Raw genomic sequence first — 21097 nt, forward strand, 5'->3', positions numbered from 1 at the left:
GGCACGGGGACGGGCGGCGGTCCCCCGAGTGAACACGACGGCGGGCGCGGTGGCGACCGGGTTCCGCCCGCGGCGAACGGGGAGGATGGAGCCATGACCACCTACGACGTCGCCGTGGTCGGTGCCGGCCCCGCCGGCTGCGCCGCGGCGCTGAACGTGCTGCGGCTGCGGCCGACCGCGTCGGTGCTGCTGCTCGATGCGGCGGGCTTCCCGCGGGACAAGACCTGCGGCGACGGCGTCGCGGCCGAGACGTTCGACCTGCTCGACGGGCTCGGCGCGGGCCACCTGCGCGCGCTCGGCACCGAGGCGTCCCGGCTGCGCCTGCGCACCCCGCACGGGCGGGTCGTGCACCGCACCGCGCCGCGGCCGAACCGGGTGGTCCGCCGCTACGAGCTCGACGCGGCGCTGGTCGCCGCGGCCGTCGGCGCCGGGGCCGAGCTGCGCCGCCACCGGGTCCGCACCCTGGCCGTGCGGCCGGGCCGGGTGGAGCTGGACGGCGGGGTCACCGCCCGCGTGGTGGTCGGGGCCGACGGGGCGCACTCGGTGGTGCGCCGGGCGCTCGGCGCGCCCGCGGTGCCGTCGTCGTCGACGGCGGTCGCGATCCGCGGCTACGCCCCGGTCGCCGCCGAGCCCGGCACCCTGTCCATCGAGTACGCCGGTGGCACCGTGCCCGCCTACGCCTGGTCGTTCCCGGTGGCCGGGGGCGGTGCGAACGTCGGCTACGGCGTGTTCGACGCCGCGGGCACCGGCACCCGCGCGCAGCTGCTGGAGCGGCTCGCCGCGCTGCTGCCCGGCCAGGAGCCGGACCCGGCCACGCTGCGCGCGCACCACCTGCCGCTGTCCACCGCGCCCCGCTTCCACCCCGACGGCCGGGTGCTGCTCGCCGGCGACGCCGCGGCCAAGGTCAACCCGCTGACCGGCGAGGGGATCTTCGACGCCGTCGCCTCCGGGATCCTCGCCGGGCGCGCCGCGCTGCGGGGCGACGGCGCGGGGGCCGCGCACCGGGCGGCGATGGAGCACACCTTCGACCGCCACCACCGTCACGTCGGGCGGCTGGCGCGGCTGGCGGCGCGCCCGGCGTTCCTGGACGCCGCGATCGGCGCCGCGGCCCGTCACCAGCGGGTCTTCGACTGCGCGGTCGCGCTCGGGCTGGCCCGCGGAACGGTCACCCCCGGCGCGCTCGCGCTCGTCGCCGCGCACCTGCCCGGCGCGGCGCTCACCGGTGCCCGCGGGCGCCGCCGGGCCGCCGCCGTGTGAGCCCGGTCGGGCCGACGGGCCGGCCGGACCCGCCTCCGGTAGACAGGACCGCATGGAACAGGTCGTGCTGCTGGACGACGACGGCAACCCGGTCGGCGTCGCGGACAAGGCCACCGTGCACGGCGCGAGCACCCCGCGGCACCTGGCGTTCTCCTGCTACGGCGTCGACGACCGCGGCCGGCTGCTGGTCACCCGCCGCGCGCGCAGCAAGACCGCCTTCCCGCTGGTGTGGACCAACACCTGCTGCGGGCACCCCGCGCCGGGCGAGGACATGGCCGACGCCGTGCACCGCCGTCTGGAGCGCGAGCTGGGCATCCGGGCCACCGAGCTGCGGATGGTGCTGCCCGACTTCAGCTACCGCGCCTCCCAGGACGGTGTGGAGGAGAACGAGCTCTGCCCGGTCTTCGTCGCGCGCATCACCGGCGAGCCCGACCCGCGGCCCGACGAGGTGGAGGAACTCGACTGGTGGAGCTGGCCGCGCTTCCGCGACGCCGCGGGCGACCCGGGCTCGGGGCTGTCCCCGTGGGCGCGGCTGCAGGTCCCGCTGCTGGACGCGCTGGACGACCCGCTGCTGGTCGGCGCCCGGGGCTGAGCGCCCGCCTGGTGGAATGAGGGGCGTGGTCCCCGACCTGTCCCCCGACCCGGCCGGCGCCCTCGGCGACGCGCTCGACCGCGCCCTCGACGGCGTCCCGGCCGGGCGGCTCGCCCCCGTGGTGGAGCGGCTGATCCGCGACTACCGCAGCGGCTCGGTGCCCGGCGCCCCGATCCTGCGCACCGCCGACGACGCGGCCGCCTACGCCGCCTACCGGATGCCGGCCACGCACGCCGCGGTGCTCGACGTCCTGGAGCGGGCCGCCGCCCGGCTCGTGGCGCCGTCGTCGCTGCTGGACCTCGGCGGCGGGACCGGCGCGGCAGTGTGGGCCGCGGCCGGCGTGTGGCCGGAGCTGACGGCCGCCACCGTGCTGGAGGCCGCCGCACCCGCCCGCGCCCTGGGGCAGCGGCTCGCCGGCGGTGCGCCCTCGCCGCTGCTGCGCGCGGCCCGCTGGGAGCCCGCCGTGCTCGGCACGTCGACCACGCTGCCCGCGGCCGACCTCGTCACCGCCTGCTACCTGCTGGGCGAGCTGCCCGGCCCGGTGCGCGACGCCGTCGTCGACGCCGCGGCCCGGGCCGCCCGGGTCGTCGTGCTCGTCGAGCCGGGGACCCCGGCCGGGCACGCCCGGATCCTGGCCGCGCGCGACCGCCTGCTCGCGGCGGGCCTGACGGTCGCCGCGCCCTGCCCGCACGCGGACGCCTGCCCGGTGACCGGCGACGACTGGTGCCACTTCGCGGTCCGGGTCGGACGCAGCTCGCGGCACCGCGTGCTCAAGGCGGGCTCGCTCGGGCACGAGGACGAGAAGTTCTCCTACGTCGTGGCGGCCCGCGGCGACGCCGTCACCCGCGCGCCGGGACGGATCGTGCGGCACCCGCGGACCCGCAAGGGGCTGGTGACGCTGCGTGTCTGCCAGGCGGACGGGACACTGCGCGACACCCCCGTTCCGCGCAGCCGCGCCGAGCTGTTCCGCGACGCCCGTGACGCCGCGTGGGGCGATGCCTGGCCACCTGAGTGAGCGCCGCGGGTTGCGCGCAACCGCGGGAGGCGAACATCACAGGCGGGACGCGCCGAACACCGTTGTGAACCTGTAACACGGACCGGCATCGTGGGCGACTGACCGGGCGAGACGGCCATGCGGTGGGCCGCGAGCAGCACCTATCTCACAGATCGAGCACGACCATGAACGACTTCGTCACCGGCGCCCCCGCCGACCGCCTGCCCACCCTCGTCCGCACCCGGACCGGCTACCGCGTCTTCGATCCGGCGCTGGTCGCCGGGACCCCCTACGTCGTCGACGACGCGGGCGACCTCGTCTACACCAGGCTCCCCGCGGGCGCGATGACCGCGTCGGCCGTCGTCGTCTCGGCCGTCGTGGCGATCACCGTGGGTGACAACAGCTGGACGTGGTCGGCGCTGACGTTCCTCGTCTGCCTGCCCGTCTCGGTGGCGGTGGCGATCCTGGTCCTGTCGGTCATCCACGCCGTCACCGACCCGGTCCGCGCCTACCGCGCACGGTTCGGGCACACCCGCTTCGCGCGCGACGTCTCCGAGTCGCACCCCGCGTCGTTCCAGCTCTGCGCCCGCGCCGAGCGGCTCGCGGCGACGCCGTCCTGGCAGGCCGGTCGGATCGACCCGACCCGCACCCTCGGGGGCCTGCTGTGGACGGCGGTCGCGGGCGGGGAGGCCTGGGCGGCCGAGGCGCTGACGTCGCTGGCCGAGCCCGCGACGGGCCCGGACCTCACCTCCGTCTGACCGCCCCGGCCGCGGCACCCGTCGCCGCGCTCCCGTCGCCGCTCCCGTCGCCCTCCGGGCGTGCTCCCAGGGGCACCCTCGTAGCGCTCTAAGCCCCGAGAGTGCCCCTGGGAGCACCCGGGGAGGGGGTCAGACGGCGTAGCGGGCGACGGGGAGCAGGGCGTCGGGGTCGCGGCGGTCGTCGTCCGCGGCGACGCAGGCGCGCAGCGAGCGTTCCAGCGCGTCCTCGTCCAGGCCCGTCCCGATCAGCACCAGGGTCGTGCGGCGGGGCTCGCCGCTGTCCCACCGGGTCCGGCGGAAGCGCACGTAGCGGCCGACGGTGTGCAGGTCCCACCGCTCCCGCGCGGGCGCGGCGGCGAAGCGCACCGAGCCCTTGATGCGGTACAGCCCGGACGGGCGGGCGTCGAGCAGGTCCTGCAGCCGGGCGGCGTCGAGCGGCTCGTCGCACAGGAACGTCACGCTCTGGTAGCCGGCGTGCAGGTGCTGCTCGTGCGGCTCGTCGACGCGCTCGCCGAGCATCAGCTGGCGGCCCGGCACGATCTCGATGTCGAACAGCAGCGCCGGGTCCACGGCGCCGTCGCGGACCGGCACGATCGGCGCCCGCGGGTTCGCCTCGCGGCACAGCCGCCGGACCCGCCACAGCGGCCCCGGACCGACCCGGTCGATCTTGTTGAGGACGACGAGGTCGGCCATCCCCACGTGCTTGTCCAGCTGCGGGTGCCGGCGCCGGGAGGTCTCGAACTCCGCCGCGTCGACGACCTCGACGAGCCCGCCGAAGCTCAGGTGCTGCCCCAGCGCGTCCAGGACGAGCTGCACCAGCGTGCCGGGCTCGGCGATGCCGCTGGCCTCGATCACGACGACGTCGATCTCGTCGCGGCGGCGCGTCAGCCCGTCGAGGACGGCGGCGACGCCGCCCTCGCCCACCTCGCAGCACAGACAGCCGTTGCCCAGCCCGACGACGCCGTCGGCCTGGCCGGCCAGGCGCATCGCGTCGATGCCGACCGATCCGAAGTCGTTGACGACCACGCCGATCCGCGCGTCCCCGCCGGTGGCGAGCAGGTGGTTCAGCAGGGTCGTCTTGCCGGCTCCGAGGAATCCGGCCAGCACCACGACCGGGATCTTCCGGGGCACCCGACATGCCTACCACGTGGGTGTCGACGCACCGTGACGTGGTCGTGACCCGCTCCGCGTGGCCGCTGCCGCCCCGATCGGAGCACTAGAGTGCCCCTCATGCCCGACACAGCTGCCGGACGCCCACCACACGGCGTGATCGCCGTCGCCGGCGAGGCCCTCGTCGACATCGTCCCCGCGCCCGCGCAGGGGTACTGGGAGTTCGCTCCGGGGGGCAGCCCCGCGAACGTCGCCGTCGGCCTGTCGAGGCTCGACGTCGCGGCCCGGATGCTCGCGCGCCTGGCCGACGACCTGCTCGGTCGCAAGCTGCGGAACCACCTGGCGGACAACGGGGTCGACCTGTCCCACGCCGTCGAGGCCGACGAGGCGTCGTCGCTGGCCATCGTGGAGCTGGCGGCGGACGGGCAGGCGTCCTACGACTTCCGGATCGCGGGCACCGCGGACTGGCAGTGGACCGACGACGAGCTCGCCGGCGCCCTCGACGACGGCCCGGCCGGTCCGGTCGTCGCCGTCCACTCCGGATCGCTGGCGCTGACCACGCCGCCCGGGCACGAGGCGCTGCGCGAGCTGCTGGCGTCCGCCGTGGACACCGCCACGGTGAGCTACGACCCGAACTTCCGGCCGCTGCTGATGGGCTCGCCGCAGGAGGTCCTGCCCGGGGTGCACGAGCTGCTCGGCGTGGCCGACGTGGTGAAGGTCAGCGAGGAGGACCTCGCGTGGCTGCACCCGGGCCGCGAGCCGGGCGACGTGGTCGGCGAGTGGCTCGAGCTCGGTCCGGCCGTGGTCGTCGTGACGCTGGGGGCGAACGGGGTGCTGGCCGGGTCGTCGTCGGGCCAGCACCTGGTGCTGCCGGGCCGCCGGGTGGAGGTGGTCGACACCGTCGGCGCCGGGGACAGCTTCACCGCGGCGCTGCTGGCCGGGCTGCACCGCCGCGGGCTGCTCGGCGCGGCGGCCCGCGAGGACCTGTACCGGATCGACCGGGCGACGCTGGAGGCGGTGCTGACCGAGGCGGTCACCGCCTCGGCGATCACCTGCTCGCGGCACGGCGCGAACCCGCCGACCCGCGCGGAGCTCGACGCGGCGGTGTGACGGGTCAGCCCCCGCGGGCGACCAGGGCGTCCTGGGCCTGCTGCTCGGTGGCGGACAGCTCGCGCGGCTTCCGGTCGGGGAAGTCGCGCGGCTGGCCGGTCGCGGCCGTCCCGAGCGGCAGGCTCAGCCGCGCCGCCTCGCTGGCGGGCAGCGCCCACTGCCGCGCCCAGTCCATGTGCATGGCCGTCGGGCCGCCGGCGTCGCCGAAGTAGTCGAGCTGCATGGTCATGTTCATCGGGCGCGGCGGGAACTGCGACGTGTCGGTGGTGGAGTACCATTTCTCGCCGTTCACGTACGCGGTGATCGCCGTGGGGGTCCATTCGAGGGCGTAGGCCGACCACTGCGTGGAGTCGTGCCGGACGGAGCCGTGGTCCTGGTCGTTGTTCCGGCCGTAGTGCAGGAAGAAGCTGGTCTCCTGGCGGGAGTCGTCCATGATCTCCATCCAGTCGATCTCCCCGCCGACCGGGAAGTCCTCGGCGACCGGCCAGAGCAGCAGCAGCGCGTTCAGCCCGCCCTCGCCCTCCTCCGAGCGCACGCACGCCTCCCAGCGGCCGTAGCGCTGGCCGGGATGCCAGCTGACGGCGCCGGTGGTCCCGTCGGCGTCGGCGGAGATGGTCATGGCGCCGTCGGCGACGGTGACCGCCTCCGGGGTGCGGGTGCCCTTCTTGTCGTGCCCGGGCTCCGGGCCGTACGGGTGCCAGTCCGGCGGGACGGTGGTGCCGTCGAAGCCGGACTCGCGGGTGGGGGCGCCCCAGCCCAGCTTCTGCGCCGCCGTCGCGGTGCAGTGCGACGCCGCCGGCGGCGCGGCCGGGTCCGCCTGCGGTACCGGAGCCACCGGGGCGACCGACGACACCGAGGTCCCGGCCGTCGTGACCGCCGAGAGGGCGAGGGTCGCGGCGAGCACGGCCACCGTCGTCCTGATCCTGGCCCGTGTCGTCGCCGCCGTCGTCGTCGCCCTCGTCACCGTCGTCACTCCCGCCACTCGGTCACCTGCGGCCCCATCACACGTGCGCTGGGTGAACGGCGCCAGTGCGACCACCCGATCGGCACCGCACCGTCGGGTGACGTCACGCCCACCGGGTGTGGTCGCGGGGCCGCGCCGGGTGCGACGGTGGGCGCGTGACCCGTCCCGCAGCGGCCGACGCGCTCGACCTCGCCCCGCACCCGGAGGGCGGGTGGTACCGGCGGACCTGGACGTCACCGGTCGTCGTGGACACGCCGTACGGCCCGCGGCCGTCGGCGACCGCGATCCTCTACCTGTTCGACGCGCCCGGCCGCTGGCACCGCGTCCGCTCCACCGAGCTGTGGTGCCGGCACTCCGGCCCGGCGGCGGACCTCGTCCTCGGCGGCGACGGCGACGGGCCGGTCCCCGGCCCGGTGCTGCGCCTGGCGCCGGGGTCGCCGCAGTGCGAGGTCCCGGCGGGGGTCTGGCAGCGGGCGGTCCCCGACGCCGGTGGTCCGGTGCTGGTCAGCTGCCTGGTCTCCCCCGGCTTCGACGTCGCCGACTTCGAGCTGCGCTGAGTCAGCGTCGCAGCAGCCCGGCCGCGTCGCGGGTGTTGCGGATCCGCGCCGGGTCCACCCCGCAGGCGACGGCGCGGGAGCAGCCGTGGTCGAGCCAGTCGAGCTGGCCCGGCGCGTGCGCGTCGGTGTCGATCGTGAACTCGCAGCCCGCCTCGACGGCCAGGCGGAGCAGCCGTTTCGGCGGGTCGAGCCGCTCGGGCCGCGAGTTGATCTCCACCGCGACGCCGTGCTCCGCGCAGGCGGCGAACACCGCGGGCGCGTCGAACTCCGACTCGGGCCGCGTGCGGCGCCCGGTGACCATCCGCCCGGTGCAGTGGCCCAGCACGTCGACGTGCGGGTCCGCGACGGCCGTCAGCATCCGCTCGGTCATCTCCGCGCGCGGCATCCGGAGCCTGGAGTGCACGCTCGCGACCACGACGTCGAGCTCGGCGAGCAGGTCGGCGTCCTGGTCGAGGGCGCCGTCGTCGAGGATGTCGACCTCGATGCCGGTGAGCACCCGGAACCCCGACCCGGACGCGGCGATCCGCTCGTTGAGCGCCGCGACCTGCTCGATCTGGCGGCGCAGCCGGTCGGCGGACAGCCCGTTGGCGACGGTGAGCCGCGGCGAGTGGTCGGTGACGACCAGGTAGTCGTGGCCGAGCCCGATCGCCGTCTCGGCCATCTCGGCGAGCGGGGAGCCGCCGTCGGAGGCGTCGGTGTGGCTGTGGCAGTCCCCGCGCAGCGACTCCCGCAGGGCCAGCGCCGCCTCGGCGAGCGGGACGCCGGTGGCGTCGGCGCGGGCGACGGCGTCCTCCAGCCGTCGCAGGTACACCGGCTCCTCCCCGGACACGGACTCGCCGACGCAGCGGGCGGTGACCTCGCCGACGCCCCTGAGGTCGGTGAGGCCGCCGGCGGCGTGCAGCCGGGCGAGCTCCTCGCCGGAGCGGCCGCGCAGGGCGGCGGCCGCGGCCCGGAACGCGCGGACCCGGTAGGTCGACTCGCGGGCGCGTTCGAGCAGGAACGCGATCCGGCGCAGGTCGGCGACGGCGTCTCTCACGCGCCCGAGGCTAGCCCCGCATCCAGCGCCGGGCCCGCGGCTTCCACGCGGTCTCCCACGCGGCGGGCAGCCGGCGCTCCAGCTCCAGCATCGCGGCGGTGTCGCGGCCGTGCAGCACGCCGAAGGTGAAGCCGTTCGCGCCCTCGGCGCCGGCGCGGGCGCCGAGGGTGCGCAGCGTCTGCCGCGAGACGACGGCGTCCTGGTGCTCACCCAGCACGTCCGACAGCGCCTTGAGGCGCGTGGCGAAGGCGCGCGCGTCCTTGCCGGCGGCGGGGCGGGCCACCTCGGTGGCGTAGCGCAGCTGCTTGCCGGTCTTGCGGGCGGCGTGCAGCGAGTCCGGGGCCACCTGCCCGGCATCGAGGTCGGCCAGTGCGCGTTCCATCCGCCGGTCGAGCTTCCGGGCCGTCCGCCCCACCAGCGCGGGGACGACGCGCGCCGCGGGCCTGCGCGCCCGGCGCGACAGCGGCGGGTCGGCCAGCAGCCGGCGCAGCGCGCCGTGCAGGGCCGCGTAGCGCTCGCCGTCGACGACGTCCAGGACCGCGGCCCCGGTCTCGGCGCGGGTCCGGGCGAAGTGCCGGGTGACGGCGGCCTGCACCGGGCCGAGCCGCAGCTCGGGCTCGAGCGCGGCCAGCCGGGCGGTGAGCCGCTGCTCCTGGACCTCGGCGTCGCGCTCCGCGGCCAGTGCACGCCCCAGCCAGCGCAGCTCGTGGACCAGGTGTGCCGGGCGCGGGCCCTCCAGCAGCGCGCCGTAGGTGCGCAGTGCGCTGCGCAGGCGCCGGGCGGCGATCCGCATCTGGTGGACGGCGTCGGGGCGGTCGGCGCGCAGGTCCTGCTCGCGGGCGGCGAGGGCGTCGGCCTGGTCGCCGAGGTAGCCCAGCAGCAGCGCACCGGCGCTGCCCGTGCGGCCGCGGCGGCGCGGCGGGTCGGCGGGGGCGGCCGCGGCCAGCAGCGCGGTCAGCCGGGCCCGCCCGTCGCGCGCGCCACGGGCCAGCCCGGTGGCGCGCAGGGCCTCGTCGAGCCCCTGCAGCAGCGCGGTGCCCGCCCCGGCGGGGTCGACGACGGCCTCGGTCCAGCTCTCGACGGTCACCGACCCGCCGAGGGTCTCGGTGCGCACCTGGTCGCGCACCAGCGTCGCGAGGGCGCCGCCGGTGGCGTCGCGCACGGTGTCGACCGCGCGGGTCACGTGCACCCGTCCGACCGGGACCAGCCCGGCGTCGCCGCGCACCCGCCGCACCAGCGCGTCGATCTCCGGGGGCACGGTGGCCGGGTCGACGCCCTCGACGCCGGCCGCGGGCTGCGGCACCCGCAGCTCCTCCCCGGCGGGGGCGTCGGGCAGCACCAGCACCCACCCCGACGACGGCTCCACCACCGACGCCCGGTCCGGGACCACCCGCTCCACCGCCAGCTCGATGCCGGCCGCGAACAGCCGCAGGTCCGCGGTGTCGAACCGCTCGTACTCCCGCACCTCGGCGCTCGTCACCGGGTGCACGTCGTGCACGCCGTCGACCCCGGTCAGGCGCGGCGCACCGGTGTGCGCCGGGCCGCGGTAGGTCAGGGCGAGCGCGGACGGGGCGAGCGGGGGATCGGTGGTGCTCATCCCCCGGGGTTCCCGTTCCCCGGACGATCACTCGCCGCCGTCCGGGGGACGCCCGCTCAGACGGCCTTGCCCGGGTTGAGGATGCCGTCGGGGTCCAGCGCGGCCTTCACCGAGCGCTGCAGCGCGAGGACACCGGGACCCAGCTCGCGCTCCATGCCGTCGCGCTTGAGCAGGCCGACCCCGTGCTCGCCGGTGACGGTCCCGCCCAGCTCGACGGCCGCGGCGATGATCTCGTCGAACGCGGCGCGGGTGCGGTCGCGCGCCCCGGGGTCGTCGTGCGGGGTGAGCATGAGCGGGTGCAGGTTGCCGTCCCCGGCGTGGGCGACGGTGGCGATCCGGACCCCGCGGCGGGCGCCGATGTCCTCGATCCGGGCGAGCATCTCGGCCATCCGCGGCCGGGGGACGCAGACGTCCTCGGTCAGCATGCCCATCCCGAGCTGCTCCAGCGCCGGGTAGGCCATCCGGCGGGCGGCGAACAACGCGTCGGACTCGGTCGCGTCGGTCGAGGCCATCGCCTCGGTCGCGCCGTGCCGCTCGAAGGCCGCGAGGATCGCGTCGGCCTCGGCCTGCGCGGCGGGCTCGGGCAGGTCGGTCTGGGCGAGCAGCAGCGCGGCGGCGCCCTCCGGGAGCCCGGCGTTGCGCCAGGCGTTGACCGCGGCCAGGCACTCGCGGTCGACCAGCTCGAACACCGCGGGCTGCAGGCCCTGCTCGGTGACGGCGGCGACCGCGGCCCCGCAGTCGGCGAGGGAGTCGAAGAACCCGACGACGGTGCGCGGCGCGGCCGGGCGCGCCGGGCGCAGCTTGACGGTGATCTCGGTGATGATCCCGAGGGTGCCCTCGGAGCCGACCATCAGCCCGGCGAGGTCGTAGCCGACGACGCCCTTGGCGGTGCGCCGCCCGACCCGCACGACCTCCCCGCTCGCGGTGACGACCTCCAGCGCGAGGACGTAGTCGCGGGTGACGCCGTACTTGACGCAGCACAGCCCGCCGGCGTTGGTGGCGACGTTGCCGCCGATCGTCGACCAGGGCGCCGACGCCGGGTCCGGCGGGTACCAGAGGTCCTGCTCCGCGCAGGCGGCACGCAGGTCGTCGTTGACCACCCCCGGTTCGACGACGGCGAGCCGCTCCCCCGCCGAGATCTCCCGGATGGCGGTCATCCGCTCCAGGCTGAGCAGCACGCAGCCCTCGACGGCGTTCGCGCCGCCGGACAGGCCGGTGCCCGCGCCGCGCGCGACGACCGGGACCCGGTGCGCGGCGCAGGCCGTGACGGTCGCGGCGACGTCGGCGGTGCTGCGGGCCCGCACCACGCACAGCGGGGTGCCGTACTCGGCCCACTCCGCCTCGTCGTGCACGTAGGGGCGGACGACGTCCGGGTCGGTGAGGACCCGGTCGGGCTCCAGGGCCGCGGCCAGCTCGGCGAGCACCGCGCGCCCGGCCGCCGACGGCCCGGAGGGGTCGAGCTCGGCGGGGGCGGTGGAGCCGCCGAAGGGGCGGCCCTCCGGTGCGACGACGACGGGTGCGGCGGCGGTGACGCGGTCGGCCATGCCCGCGACGGTAGGTCGCGACGCCGCCCACGGCCAGCGCGGCGGCGTGCGGTCAGTGCCCCAGCCACGTCGCGAGCGCGCGCCCGAGCCGCCGGCCGGACACCCAGGCCGTCTGCACCCGGGACCGGCCCCAGCCGTCCCCGGCGAGGCCGATCCCCTCGTCGTCGAGGTGGAAGGCCGCCTCGCGGCGCGCGGCGGGGGCGGCGAAGCGCCACCGGTGCACGTGGGTCCACGCCGGCTCGGCACCGATCCCCAGCAGCGCGCGCACCGCGGCGGTCATCGCCGGCACGGCCGCCGCGGGGTCGGCGTCGTGGGCGCGGGCGAGGGCGCCGGTGGAGTGCGCGACGAGCACCGGTGCGCCGTCCCCGCGGCGGTCGCCGTCGTCGGCGACCAGCGACAGCACCGGGTGGTCGTTGACGAAGGCGGCGGGCAGCCGCGGCCAGTCCCGCGCGCCGAAGCCCAGGGTCAGGGCGAGCACCGGGTCCCACTCCCGCCCGGCGACGGCCGCGCCCGCCGCGGTGCCCGGCTCCAGCAGACGTGCGGCCTGCGGGTCGGGCATCGCGAGCACGACGGCGTCGTGGGGTTCGCCGTCGGCGGTGGGGCCGCCGGGTCCGGGCCGGACGGCCGACACGGTGTGCCCGGTGCGCACGTCGAGGTCGCGGGCCAGGTCGGTGACCAGCGACCTCAGCCCGCCGGGTGCGGCGAAGCGGACCGGGCCGGGGCTGTCGGGGGCGCGGGCGGTGCCGTCGAACACGGCCAGGGTGTCGGTCCACTCCCGCACCAGACCGGCGCGGCGCCAGCGCCCGACCTGCTCGTCGAAGCCCTCGGCGCCACCCTCCCCGGAGACGGTGAAGTAGGCGGCGCCGATGTCGGCGGGCCGTCCGTCGTGGCGGTGCACCGCGAGCCGCCCGCCGGCGCCGCGGGCCCGTTCGAGCACCGTCACGTCCACCCCGCGGGCCCGCAGCTCCACCGCGCAGCTCACCCCGGCGATGCCCGCCCCGACCACGATCACGCCCACGCCGCGACCCTAGGCGGGCCCCGACCGCACGGCACCTACGAGGTCGGGATCACCTCGGACGAGCGGGCGCATCGAGCAGCGCGGCGACCCGGTCGTGGCGCTCGCGCCACCACGCGGCGCGCCCGGGCGGGGCCGCGACGGCGCCGCGCCGGACCGGGTCGGGGGCCGAGCGCGGCACCGGCAGGTACCCGCCGACCGGCCGCAGCGGCGCGTCGGTGACGTCGTCGGCCAGCAGCGACGCCGTCCCGAGCCCGCAGGCGTGGTGCAGCGCGGGCAGCGCACCGGCCAGCGCGAGCCCCGCGGCGAGCCCGACCGAGGACTCCACCGCCGAGGACACGACCACCGGCAGCCCGGTCTCCGCCGCGATGCGCAGCGCCCGGCGCACCCCGCCCAGCGGCGACACCTTCAGCACCACGACGTCGGCCGCCCCGGCCCGCACCACCCGCATCGGGTCCTCGGCGCGGCGGATCGACTCGTCCGCGGCGACCGGCACGTCGACCGCCCGGCGGACGGCAGCGAGGTCCTCCACGGCCCAGCAGGGCTGCTCGACGTACTCCAGCCCGCCTGCCGCGCGGTCGAGCGCGCGGACCGCGGCCACCGCGGTGTCGACGTCCCAGGCCGCGTTGGCGTCCACCCGGACGAGCCCGGCCGGGCCGAGCGCGTCGCGGACGGCGGCGACCCGCTCGAGGTCCTCGGACAGCGGGGCGCCGGGGTCGGCGACCTTGACCTTGGCCGTGCCGCAGCCGGACTCGCGCACGATGCGCTGCGCGTGCTCGGGGCGGACGGCGGGCACGGTGCAGTTGACCGGCACCCGGTCGCGCACCGGTGCGGGCCAGCCGTCGTGCGCGGCCTCGCGCGCCGCGGCCAGCCACGCGACGGCCTCGCGGTCGTCGTACTCGGTGAAGGGGCAGAACTCGCCCCATCCGGCCGGGCCGGACAGCAGCAGGCCCTCGCGTTCGGTGATGCCGCGGAACCGGGTCGTCATCGGCAGCGAGTACACGTCCACCGGGCAAGGCTACCGCCGGTAGGTTACTCCCGGTAAGATGGCGGTGTGACCGCCGAGACCGTACCGGGCCCCCGCCGTCGCGTGCCACGCGCGGAACGGGAGCGCCAGATCGTCGACGCGGCCGTCGCGGTGTTCGGCGAGCGCGGCTACGCCGAGGTGTCGATGGAGGCCGTCGCCGAGCGCGTCGGCGTCACCAAGCCGGTGCTCTACACCCATTTCGGGTCGAAGGAGGGCCTGCTGCTCGCCGCGATCGCACGGGCCCGGTCCGAGCTGCTCGACGTCGTCGCGCGCGCGGCGGCCGCCGCCGACTCGCCCGAGGCGATGCTGCGCGGCGGGACGCTGGAGTTCTTCCGCTACCTCGACCGCCGCGCGCCGGCCTGGCAGCTGTTCTGCTCCGAGGCCGGGGTCACCGACACCGCGCTGGAGGAGATCCGCGCCCAGCAGACCGACTTCACCGCCGCGCTGCTCGCCGCGCAGGTCCCGGGCACCGAGCCGGCCCGGCTGACCGGCTGGGCGCAGGTGATCGTCGGGGCGTGCGAGCGGCTCGCGGTCTGGCGCGGCCAGGACGAGTCGGTCACCGCCGAGCAGGCCACCGAGTACCTGATGGACATGGTCTGGAGCGGGCTGGCGGGCCTCGGTCGCGGGGGCGCCGCACCGGCGTAGGAGACTCGACGGCCATGAGCACGACCGCGCCCCGCCTGCTGCAGGTCGCCCGCACCGCGCGGGTGACGCCCGGGATGGTCCGGGTCACCCTGACCGGTGCGGAGCTGGCCGGGTTCCCCGGGCACGGCCCGGACCGGCGGATCAAGATGTTCTTCCCGGCGCAGGGCCAGGAGCGGCCCGCGGTGCCGCGTGCCTCGACCGGCGGCCCGGTGTGGCCGGCCGGTGCGGCCCGCCCGGCGATCCGGACCTACACGGTGCGCCGCTGGGCCCCCGACGCCGGCGAGCACGGCGAGCTCGACGTCGACTTCGTCGTCCACGCCGGGCACGGCCCGGCCGCGGCGTGGGCGGTGTCCGCACGTCCGGGCGCCTGGGTCGGGGTGTCCGAGCCCGGCGGGCGCTGGGAGCCCGACCCGGCCGCGGAGCACCACCTGGTGATCGGCGACGAGTCCGCGCTGCCCGCCATCGCGACCGTCTGCGAGACCCTCGCGGCGGCCGCGCCCGGGGTGCCGGTGCGGGTGGTGGCCGAGGTCGCCGACGCCGGCGAGGAGCAGGAGCTGCCCGGCGCCGCCGCCGTCACCTGGGTGCACCGCGGCGGCGCCCCCGCGGGCGAGCCGCTGGTCGCGGCCGTCCGGGCCGCCGGACTCCCCGCCGGACGCGGCCAGGCGTGGCTGTCCGGCGAGTCGGCCGCGGTGAAGGAGCTGCGCGGGCACCTGCTCGCCGACCGCGGGTTCGACCGCCGCGCGGTCTACGCCACCGGGTACTGGCGCGCGAGATAGAGCCCGCGGACAGGCGGTGCACAGCCGTCGCACAGCTTCGCGGTGTGTGCTCCTAGCATGACCGAGGTGATCGACCGGGGAGCGGACCAGCTGCGACGCGCCGACGGCGGCCCGATCCGCGTGCTCGTCGTCGACGACGAGTCCACGCTGTCGGACCTGCTGTCGATGGCCCTGCGCTACGAGGGCTGGGAGGTCCGCACCGCCGCGGACGGCGTGACCGCCGTGCGCCACGCCCGCGAGTTCCGCCCGGACGCGATCGTGCTCGACGTGATGCTGCCCGACTTCGACGGCTTCGAGGTGCTGCGCCGGGTCCGCGCGGACACCCCCGAGGTGCCCGTGCTGTTCCTGACCGCGCGCGACGCCGTCGAGGACCGCGTCGCCGGGCTGACCGCGGGCGGCGACGACTACGTCACCAAGCCGTTCTCGCTGGAGGAGCTGGTCGCGCGGCTGCGCGGGCTGCTGCGCCGGGCCGGGATGGCCGCCGCCGCGCGCAGCTCGGAGCTCGTGGTCGGCGACCTGGTGCTCGACGAGGACGCGCACGAGGTCGCCCGCGGCGGCGAGGCCGTCGAGCTCACCGCCACCGAGTTCGAGCTGCTGCGCTACCTCATGCGCAACCCGCGCCGGGTGCTGTCCAAGGCCCAGATCCTCGACCGGGTCTGGAACTACGACTTCGGCGGCCAGTCCAACGTGGTCGAGCTCTACGTCTCCTACCTGCGCAAGAAGATCGACGCGGGCCGCGCACCGATGATCCACACGGTGCGCGGCGCCGGCTACGTCCTGCGCCCCGCGGCGGACTGAGGCGTGGTCGTCACGCGCGTCTCCGGCCGGGTCCGCTCGCTGCGGGCCCGGCTCGTGGTGACCGTGCTGCTGCTGTTCACGGTGGCGTGCGTGGCGATCGGCGTGGCCACCACGCTGTCGCTGGACCGCTACCTGTCGGTGCGCCAGGACCAGGAGATGACCTTCGCCCTCGACGGGTTCGTCGCCCAGCAGACGGGCCGCGCGCCGGGTCGCCTCACCCACTCCGGCGGCGGGAACGGCGGGGACGGCGGCGGGGGGGCCACCGGCGGGGACACCGGCGGCGGGCAGGACCCGGGCGCGGGCGGGCAGCGGTCCGGTCCGCCCGGTGGGATGCTGCTCGGCCCCGGCCAGGGCCCGAACTCGATCGGCGCGGTCTTCGACGGCGGGCGCGTGGTCCAGGCCGAGCTGGCCCAGCGCGGCGGCACCAGCGCGGCCGTCGCGGACGCCGACCTGGACCTGCTGCGCGCGGTGCCCGCCGACCTGGTGACCCACCCGGTGACGCTGTCGGTGGGCGACTACCGGGCCGTCGCCTGGACCGAGGGCACCACGACGTACCTGGTCGCCCGGCCGGACACCGCCGCGGCCACGGTCACCCGGCTGGTCGTGACCGAGCTGGTCGTGCTCGGCGGCGCCGTCGTGCTCGCGGGCATCGCCGCGGCCGTGCTCGTGCGCCGCGAGCTGCGCCCGCTCGAACGCGTGGCCGGGGTCGCCGCGCAGGTCGGTGCGCTGCCGCTGGACCGCGGCGAGGTGCACCTGGCCGCGCGGGTGCCCGATCCGGACCCGCGCACCGAGGTCGGGCAGGTCGGCACCGCGCTCAACCACATGCTGGACAACGTGGAGGGCGCGCTCGCCGCCCGCCAGGAGTCCGAGACGCGGCTGCGGCGCTTCGTCGCCGACGCCAGCCACGAGCTGCGCACCCCGCTGGCCGCCATCCGCGGCTACGCCGAGCTGTCCCGCCGCGAGCCCGCGCCCGTGCCGGAGCGGACGGCGCACGCGCTGGTCCGCATCACCTCGCAGGCCGAGCGGATGTCGACGCTGGTGGAGGACCTGCTGCTGCTGGCCCGGCTGGACTCCGGGCGCCCGCTGGAGCGCACCGAGGTGGACCTGACCCGGCTCGTGCTCGACGCCGTCGGGGACGCCCACGTCGCCGGGCCGGGGCACCGCTGGTTCCCCCGGCTGCCCGACGAGCCGGTCACCGTCACCGGCGACGCCCACCGGCTCGCCCAGGTGGTCACCAACCTGCTCGCCAACGCCCGCACCCACACCCCGCCCGGCACCTCGGTGACGGTCGCGCTGGACCACCCGGCGCCCGGCCGGGCCCGGCTGCGGGTGACCGACGACGGCCCGGGCATCGGCCCGGACGTGCTGCCCCGGGTGTTCGAGCGGTTCGCCCGCGGCTCCGAGGGCCGGACCCGGGCCGGCAACGACACCCCGAGCACCGGGCTCGGGCTGGCGATCGTGTCCGCGGTCGTCGGGGCGCACCACGGCACCGTCGGCGTCGAGAGCGAGCCGGGCCGGACCCGGTTCACCGTCGAGCTACCGGTGTGAGCCGTCCGGGCGCCCGGTGTCCGTGGCGGCGGGGTCGGCGGGGTCGGCCGGGGCCAGGTCGGTGGACAGCTGGCGGATGAAGTCGTCCATCGCCTCCTGCATGGTCTGGCGGAACGCGCCCAGCAGCGACTGGGTCGCGACCGGCTGCAGCGCCTCGACCGCCGTCCGCAGGTCCGCGACGCCGCTGCGGGGCAGGCCGGCCGCCACGTGCGCCGCCCAGACCTGGTCGCGGAACAGCCCGACGAACACCTCGGCGATCTCGCGGGTCCGCCGCCGCAGGTCGTCGCCGACGTCCGCGACGGCGTCGGGCGCCAGGCCGAGCGCGATCGCGTGCGCGCCGGACCGGACCATCGACGGGTTGAGCACGCGCAGCCGCCCGGGGGCGGGGCGCTCGACGAGCCCGCTGCCGATCATGCGCTCGACCACCGCGGGGTCAAGGCGGGTGCCGACCCACTCCGACAGCGCGTCCTCCGCGAGCTCGACGGGCTCCTCCGGCTGCCACGGCGCGAGCATCCCGCGGTAGAGGCGCAGCGCCTCCTCGGCGCTGCCCGAGGGGGTCTGGTTGATCAGCACACCGATCGCGGCCAGGGAGAACCCGCGACGCTGCAGCCCCGAGATCAGCTCGAGCCGGGCGAGGTGGTCCGGGCCGTACCAGGCGGTGCGGCCCCGCATCTCGCCCGGGTGCAGCAGCCCGCGCGACAGGTGGGCCCGCACGTTGCGCACGGTCATCCCGGCGCGCACCGCGAGCTGGTCGATGGGGAAGCCGTCCCCGGTCGTCGACGATCCGGACATCGCGCCGGAGCCTACCCGGGGCGGGCGTCCGTGCCGACGATCAACGGTGACACCGGGTCGTCCGTGCCGAACGCGACATCGCCGACGCACCGCTCCGGACCCGGTTCCCGCTGGTCACGACGACACCTCACGCGGACGTTGACATGTCTACGCAGGAGGATAGTACTGTGACGCGGTGTCGACGTCGGTGCGGAGGATCGACCGGGTCCGTCCCGGTCGTGCCGCCGCGGGGGCCGCGGTCCGCCCCCGCCGCGCGCCGGCACACCGGACGCCGGTCGCATGCCCGCGACCGGAGCACGCCGGACCGGCCGACGGGTCCCCCTCCCCGCCGGCCGGTCCGGTGCGGTCACCCGCCGGAGCGGCCGAGGTGGTCGCGCTGCAGCACCGCCATCCGGTAGGCGTCGCGGTAGCGGCCGCTCGCGAAGTACTCCTCGCGCAGCTCGCCCTCGACGACGAAGCCGGTGCGCTCGTAGGCACGCACGGCGCGGTCGTTCTCGACGTCGACGACCAGGTACACCTTGTGCAGGTTGAGCACGCCGAAGGCGTAGTCGAGCGCCGCGGCGGTGGCGCGGGCGGCGAGGCCGCGGCCCTGGAAGGCGGGGGCCACGATCATCTGGAACTCGGCGTTGCGGTGGATGTAGTCGATCTCCACCAGCTCGACCAGCCCCGCGCGGTCACCGGAGCAGTCGACGATGAAGCGCCGCTCACGGTTGTCGTGCACGTGGCGGGCGTAGATCTCCTGGAGCTCGACGAGCGCCTCGTACGGCTCCTCGAACCAGTACGACATGATCCCCGAGTCGTTCGACAGGCCGTGCACGAACGGCAGGTCCTCGCGCTCCAGGGCGCGCAGGCGCATCGCGGGGTCGGTGGTGCTCACGTGGGCCTCCGGGCCGGGGAACCGATGTCCGTCGGCCCGGAAACCTACGAGGGTGCGGCGCTCAGCGCACGGCGTGGGCCCGCTGCGGCGTGCAGGTCGGGCAGTCGCGCCACGGCAGTGCGCGGGAGTCGGCCGGGCGCGCGGCGCCGCAGCGGCACAGGCCGGCGAGGCCACCGAAGTCCGGCATGGTCTTGGCCGGACGTCCCGCGCGGACCAGGGTGCGGCCGGTGGCGGACGTGCGTGTGGGCAGGTACAGGCGCATCAGGATCCCCGACGGTGTGTGGTGGAGTTCGGCGACCTGTGGGTCACCGAAGGACACATCGTCTTCACCCTACGAAACATGACGGACATTCTCAGTGAGCCCTGACACAGATGACCGCACCGGGCACCCCGACGCGGGCCGTGGTCCTGCAAGACTGCGCCGCATGGCTGGCCCCCCGCTGCTCCAGAACCTCACCGGCACCGCACGCACCGCCTACGAGCTGGGCACCGGCACCGCACGCGCGGCCGTCGCGCTGACCCGCTCCGGGGTGGTGCGCCCGCTCGGGCCGGCCAAGCTCTACGGGATGGGCCGGGCGCTGGTGCGCTACGGCAACAGCATCACCGCGGCGTTCGCGGTGGGGGCCGCGCGGCACCCGTACCGCCTCGCCGTCGTCGACGACGACGGGGTCACCACCTACGCCGAGCTGGAGGCCCGCACCGACAGCCTCGCGCTGGCGCTGCTCGACTCGGGCGCCGGCCCGCACGCCCCGGTCGGCGTGCTGTGCCGCAACTCCCGCGCGCCGATCGAGGCGATGATCGCGGCGGGCAAGGCGGGCGCCGACGTCGTCCTGATCAACACCGGGCTCTCCGCGGAGCAGATGCGCGGGGTGCAGGAGCAGCAGGGGCTGCACACGGTCGTCACCGACCCGGACTTCCTCGACATCGTCCCGGCCGGGCCGCGGGTCGTGCTGACCGCGACCCCGGACGGCCCGCGGCCCGCCGGCGACCGGGTGCTCGACGACCTGGGCGCGATGGTGGAGCGCGGCGGTCCGGGCGAGCTGCCGTTCAAGCCCGAGCCGTCCAAGCAGATCGTGCTCACCTCGGGCACCACGGGCACGCCCAAGGGCGCGAAGCGGCCGCACCCGTCCACGCTGGCCCCGGCCGCGTCGATCCTGTCGGCCATCCCGCTGCGCGCCGCCGAGCCGGTGCACATCGCCGCGCCGCTGTTCCACACCTGGGGCAACGCCGGGCTGCTGCTCGCGTCGCTGCACGGCGCGACCGTGGTGCTGCGGCGCAGGTTCACCCCCGAGGGCTTCCTCGACGCGGTGCGCGAGCGCCGCGCCACCACGGTCTTCGCGGTGCCGGTGATGCTGCAGCGGGTGCTCGAGTCCGGTGCGCAGGGCTGGGGCGAGGGGACCGACGGGCCCCGCATCGTCGCCGTCTCCGGCTCGGCGCTGCCGGGCGGGCAGGCCCTGGAGTTCATGGACCGCTTCGGCGACTGCCTCTACAACCTCTACGGCTCGACCGAGGTCTCCTGGGTCTCGATCGCCGGTCCGCAGGACCTGCGCGACGCCCCCGGCACCGCGGGGCGCGCCCCCGCCGGGACGACCCTGCTGATCCTCGGCGAGGACGACGAACCGGCCGGGCCCGGCGTCGAGGGCCGCGTGTTCGTGGGCAACGACCTGCCGTTCGAGGGCTACACCGGCGGTGAGGCCGGCCTGGAGGAGCGCGACGGGCTGCTGGGCACCGGCGACGTCGGGCACCTCGACGAGCAGGGGCGGCTGTTCCTGACCGGCCGGGCCGACGACATGATCGTCTCGGGCGGGGAGAACGTGCACCCCGGGCCGGTGGAGGACCTGGTCTCCGGCATGGACGGCGTGCGCGAGGTGTGCGTCCTCGGCGTGGACGACGACGACTACGGCCAGCGGCTCGCCGCCTGGGTCGTGCTCGAGCCCGGCGCGGACGTCTCGGCGGACGCGGTCCGCGAGCGCGTGAAGTCCGACCTGGCGAGGTTCGCCGTCCCGCGCGACGTGCACTTCCTCGACGAGCTGCCGCGCAACCAGACCGGCAAGGTCCTGCGCTCGGAGCTCCCCGGCCGCGACTGACCCGTCCGGGTGC

Annotated in this window: 21 protein-coding genes; 11 read left to right on the forward strand and 10 right to left on the reverse strand. The window is 76.8% G+C overall.

What is annotated here, in order from left to right; translation table 11 throughout:
- Positions 1-93 precede the first annotated feature (93 nt).
- From WJX68_RS20045 to WJX68_RS20060, 4 genes are all read left to right on the forward strand, one after another.
- Positions 94-1257 carry a geranylgeranyl reductase family protein gene (locus tag WJX68_RS20045; RefSeq protein WP_340293278.1) on the forward strand — a complete coding sequence of 388 codons (1164 nt, stop codon included), beginning with the start codon at positions 94-96 and terminating at the stop codon, positions 1255-1257.
- 52 nt (positions 1258-1309) lie between these two features.
- Entirely contained in the window at positions 1310-1849 is a 540-nt protein-coding gene (gene idi, locus WJX68_RS20050; RefSeq protein WP_340293280.1) for an isopentenyl-diphosphate Delta-isomerase, read from the forward strand.
- 25 nt (positions 1850-1874) lie between these two features.
- Complete coding sequence (locus tag WJX68_RS20055; protein ID WP_422785742.1) at positions 1875-2864, forward strand: small ribosomal subunit Rsm22 family protein; 990 nt, start codon at positions 1875-1877, stop codon at positions 2862-2864.
- Between the two features lie 164 nt (positions 2865-3028).
- Positions 3029-3601: a hypothetical protein gene (locus WJX68_RS20060; protein ID WP_340293284.1), complete on the forward strand. Its 573-nt coding sequence runs from the start codon at positions 3029-3031 to the stop codon at positions 3599-3601.
- A 129-nt stretch (positions 3602-3730) separates the two neighbouring features.
- On the opposite strand, the gene WJX68_RS20065 is transcribed toward WJX68_RS20060, so the two are convergent.
- A complete protein-coding gene (locus tag WJX68_RS20065; RefSeq protein ID WP_340293286.1) occupies positions 3731-4732 on the reverse strand; it encodes a CobW family GTP-binding protein in 1002 nt (333 codons plus the stop codon).
- Between the two features lie 99 nt (positions 4733-4831).
- Between WJX68_RS20065 and WJX68_RS20070 the strand changes: the two genes are divergently transcribed.
- A complete protein-coding gene (locus tag WJX68_RS20070; RefSeq protein WP_340293288.1) occupies positions 4832-5821 on the forward strand; it encodes a carbohydrate kinase family protein in 990 nt (329 codons plus the stop codon).
- Between the two features lie 4 nt (positions 5822-5825).
- Here WJX68_RS20070 and WJX68_RS20075 read toward each other — a convergent pair whose 3' ends face one another.
- Positions 5826-6731, reverse strand: coding sequence for a glycoside hydrolase family 16 protein (locus WJX68_RS20075; protein WP_340293290.1), 906 nt, complete (start codon positions 6729-6731; stop codon positions 5826-5828).
- 209 nt (positions 6732-6940) lie between these two features.
- Here WJX68_RS20075 and WJX68_RS20080 point away from each other — a divergent pair, with 209 nt between their 5' ends.
- Entirely contained in the window at positions 6941-7342 is a 402-nt protein-coding gene (locus WJX68_RS20080; protein ID WP_340293292.1) for a cupin domain-containing protein, read from the forward strand.
- Position 7343: 1 nt separating this feature from the next.
- Here WJX68_RS20080 and WJX68_RS20085 read toward each other — a convergent pair whose 3' ends face one another.
- Genes WJX68_RS20085 through WJX68_RS20105 form a run of 5 tightly spaced genes read right to left on the reverse strand, consistent with a single transcriptional unit; the run spans position 7344 to position 13543 of the window.
- Positions 7344-8378, reverse strand: a complete 1035-nt coding sequence (locus WJX68_RS20085) for a PHP domain-containing protein (protein ID WP_340293294.1) — start codon at positions 8376-8378, stop codon at positions 7344-7346.
- A 10-nt stretch (positions 8379-8388) separates the two neighbouring features.
- On the reverse strand, positions 8389-9975 hold the full coding sequence (locus WJX68_RS20090) for a CYTH and CHAD domain-containing protein (protein ID WP_340293296.1): 1587 nt from the start codon (positions 9973-9975) through the stop codon (positions 8389-8391).
- A gap of 56 nt (positions 9976-10031) precedes the next feature.
- A complete protein-coding gene (locus WJX68_RS20095; RefSeq protein ID WP_340293298.1) occupies positions 10032-11519 on the reverse strand; it encodes an FAD-binding oxidoreductase in 1488 nt (495 codons plus the stop codon).
- 52 nt (positions 11520-11571) lie between these two features.
- Positions 11572-12537 carry an NAD(P)/FAD-dependent oxidoreductase gene (locus WJX68_RS20100; RefSeq protein ID WP_340293300.1) on the reverse strand — a complete coding sequence of 322 codons (966 nt, stop codon included), beginning with the start codon at positions 12535-12537 and terminating at the stop codon, positions 11572-11574.
- A 49-nt stretch (positions 12538-12586) separates the two neighbouring features.
- Entirely contained in the window at positions 12587-13543 is a 957-nt protein-coding gene (locus tag WJX68_RS20105) for an o-succinylbenzoate synthase (RefSeq protein ID WP_340293302.1), read from the reverse strand.
- Between the two features lie 45 nt (positions 13544-13588).
- On the opposite strand from WJX68_RS20105, the gene WJX68_RS20110 reads away from it, so the two are divergent.
- The 4 genes from WJX68_RS20110 to WJX68_RS20125 are packed head-to-tail and all read left to right on the forward strand — an operon-like array spanning position 13589 to position 17328.
- Positions 13589-14206 carry a TetR/AcrR family transcriptional regulator gene (locus WJX68_RS20110; protein WP_340293304.1) on the forward strand — a complete coding sequence of 206 codons (618 nt, stop codon included), beginning with the start codon at positions 13589-13591 and terminating at the stop codon, positions 14204-14206.
- Between the two features lie 14 nt (positions 14207-14220).
- The gene (locus WJX68_RS20115) at positions 14221-14982 is read left to right on the forward strand and encodes a siderophore-interacting protein (RefSeq protein ID WP_340293306.1); all 762 of its coding nucleotides are present in this window, start codon (positions 14221-14223) and stop codon (positions 14980-14982) included.
- 57 nt (positions 14983-15039) lie between these two features.
- On the forward strand, positions 15040-15780 hold the full coding sequence (locus WJX68_RS20120) for a response regulator transcription factor (protein ID WP_340293308.1): 741 nt from the start codon (positions 15040-15042) through the stop codon (positions 15778-15780).
- 3 nt (positions 15781-15783) lie between these two features.
- Entirely contained in the window at positions 15784-17328 is a 1545-nt protein-coding gene (locus tag WJX68_RS20125) for a sensor histidine kinase (RefSeq protein WP_340293310.1), read from the forward strand.
- Here WJX68_RS20125 and WJX68_RS20130 read toward each other — a convergent pair.
- The 3 genes from WJX68_RS20130 to WJX68_RS20140 all read right to left on the reverse strand — a co-directional run bounded on the left by WJX68_RS20130 (position 17317) and on the right by WJX68_RS20140 (position 19259).
- Entirely contained in the window at positions 17317-18120 is an 804-nt protein-coding gene (locus WJX68_RS20130) for a MerR family transcriptional regulator (RefSeq protein ID WP_340293312.1), read from the reverse strand. The two genes, WJX68_RS20125 and WJX68_RS20130, sit on opposite strands and share 12 nt — an antisense overlap.
- 346 nt (positions 18121-18466) lie before the next feature.
- The gene (gene speG / locus WJX68_RS20135) at positions 18467-18997 is read right to left on the reverse strand and encodes a spermidine N1-acetyltransferase (protein WP_340293314.1); all 531 of its coding nucleotides are present in this window, start codon (positions 18995-18997) and stop codon (positions 18467-18469) included.
- A gap of 61 nt (positions 18998-19058) precedes the next feature.
- A complete protein-coding gene (locus tag WJX68_RS20140) occupies positions 19059-19259 on the reverse strand; it encodes a hypothetical protein (protein WP_340293316.1) in 201 nt (66 codons plus the stop codon).
- 163 nt (positions 19260-19422) lie between these two features.
- Here WJX68_RS20140 and WJX68_RS20145 point away from each other — a divergent pair, with 163 nt between their 5' ends.
- On the forward strand, positions 19423-21084 hold the full coding sequence (locus WJX68_RS20145; protein WP_340293318.1) for an AMP-binding protein: 1662 nt from the start codon (positions 19423-19425) through the stop codon (positions 21082-21084).
- The last annotated feature ends 13 nt before the right edge of the window (positions 21085-21097 follow it).

The sequence above is a fragment of the Pseudonocardia spirodelae genome (genome assembly GCF_037727765.1).
Lineage (GTDB): Bacteria > Actinomycetota > Actinomycetes > Mycobacteriales > Pseudonocardiaceae > Pseudonocardia > Pseudonocardia spirodelae.

Bases quoted from the DNA above. Each gene is read 5' to 3' on its own strand.
- WJX68_RS20095 (WP_340293298.1), bottom strand. From the start codon at position 11,519: ATGGCCGACCGCGTCACCGCCGCCGCACCCGTCGTCGTCGCACCGGAG.
- WJX68_RS20115 (WP_340293306.1), top strand. From the start codon at position 14,221: ATGAGCACGACCGCGCCCCGCCTGCTGCAGGTCGCCCGCACCGCGCGG.
- WJX68_RS20070 (WP_340293288.1), top strand. From the start codon at position 4,832: ATGCCCGACACAGCTGCCGGACGCCCACCACACGGCGTGATCGCCGTC.
- WJX68_RS20045 (WP_340293278.1), top strand. From the start codon at position 94: ATGACCACCTACGACGTCGCCGTGGTCGGTGCCGGCCCCGCCGGCTGC.
- WJX68_RS20060 (WP_340293284.1), top strand. From the start codon at position 3,029: ATGAACGACTTCGTCACCGGCGCCCCCGCCGACCGCCTGCCCACCCTC.
- WJX68_RS20130 (WP_340293312.1), bottom strand. From the start codon at position 18,120: ATGTCCGGATCGTCGACGACCGGGGACGGCTTCCCCATCGACCAGCTC.
- WJX68_RS20120 (WP_340293308.1), top strand. From the start codon at position 15,040: ATGACCGAGGTGATCGACCGGGGAGCGGACCAGCTGCGACGCGCCGAC.
- WJX68_RS20140 (WP_340293316.1), bottom strand. From the start codon at position 19,259: ATGCGCCTGTACCTGCCCACACGCACGTCCGCCACCGGCCGCACCCTG.
- WJX68_RS20145 (WP_340293318.1), top strand. From the start codon at position 19,423: ATGGCTGGCCCCCCGCTGCTCCAGAACCTCACCGGCACCGCACGCACC.
- WJX68_RS20090 (WP_340293296.1), bottom strand. From the start codon at position 9,975: ATGAGCACCACCGATCCCCCGCTCGCCCCGTCCGCGCTCGCCCTGACC.
- idi (WP_340293280.1), top strand. From the start codon at position 1,310: ATGGAACAGGTCGTGCTGCTGGACGACGACGGCAACCCGGTCGGCGTC.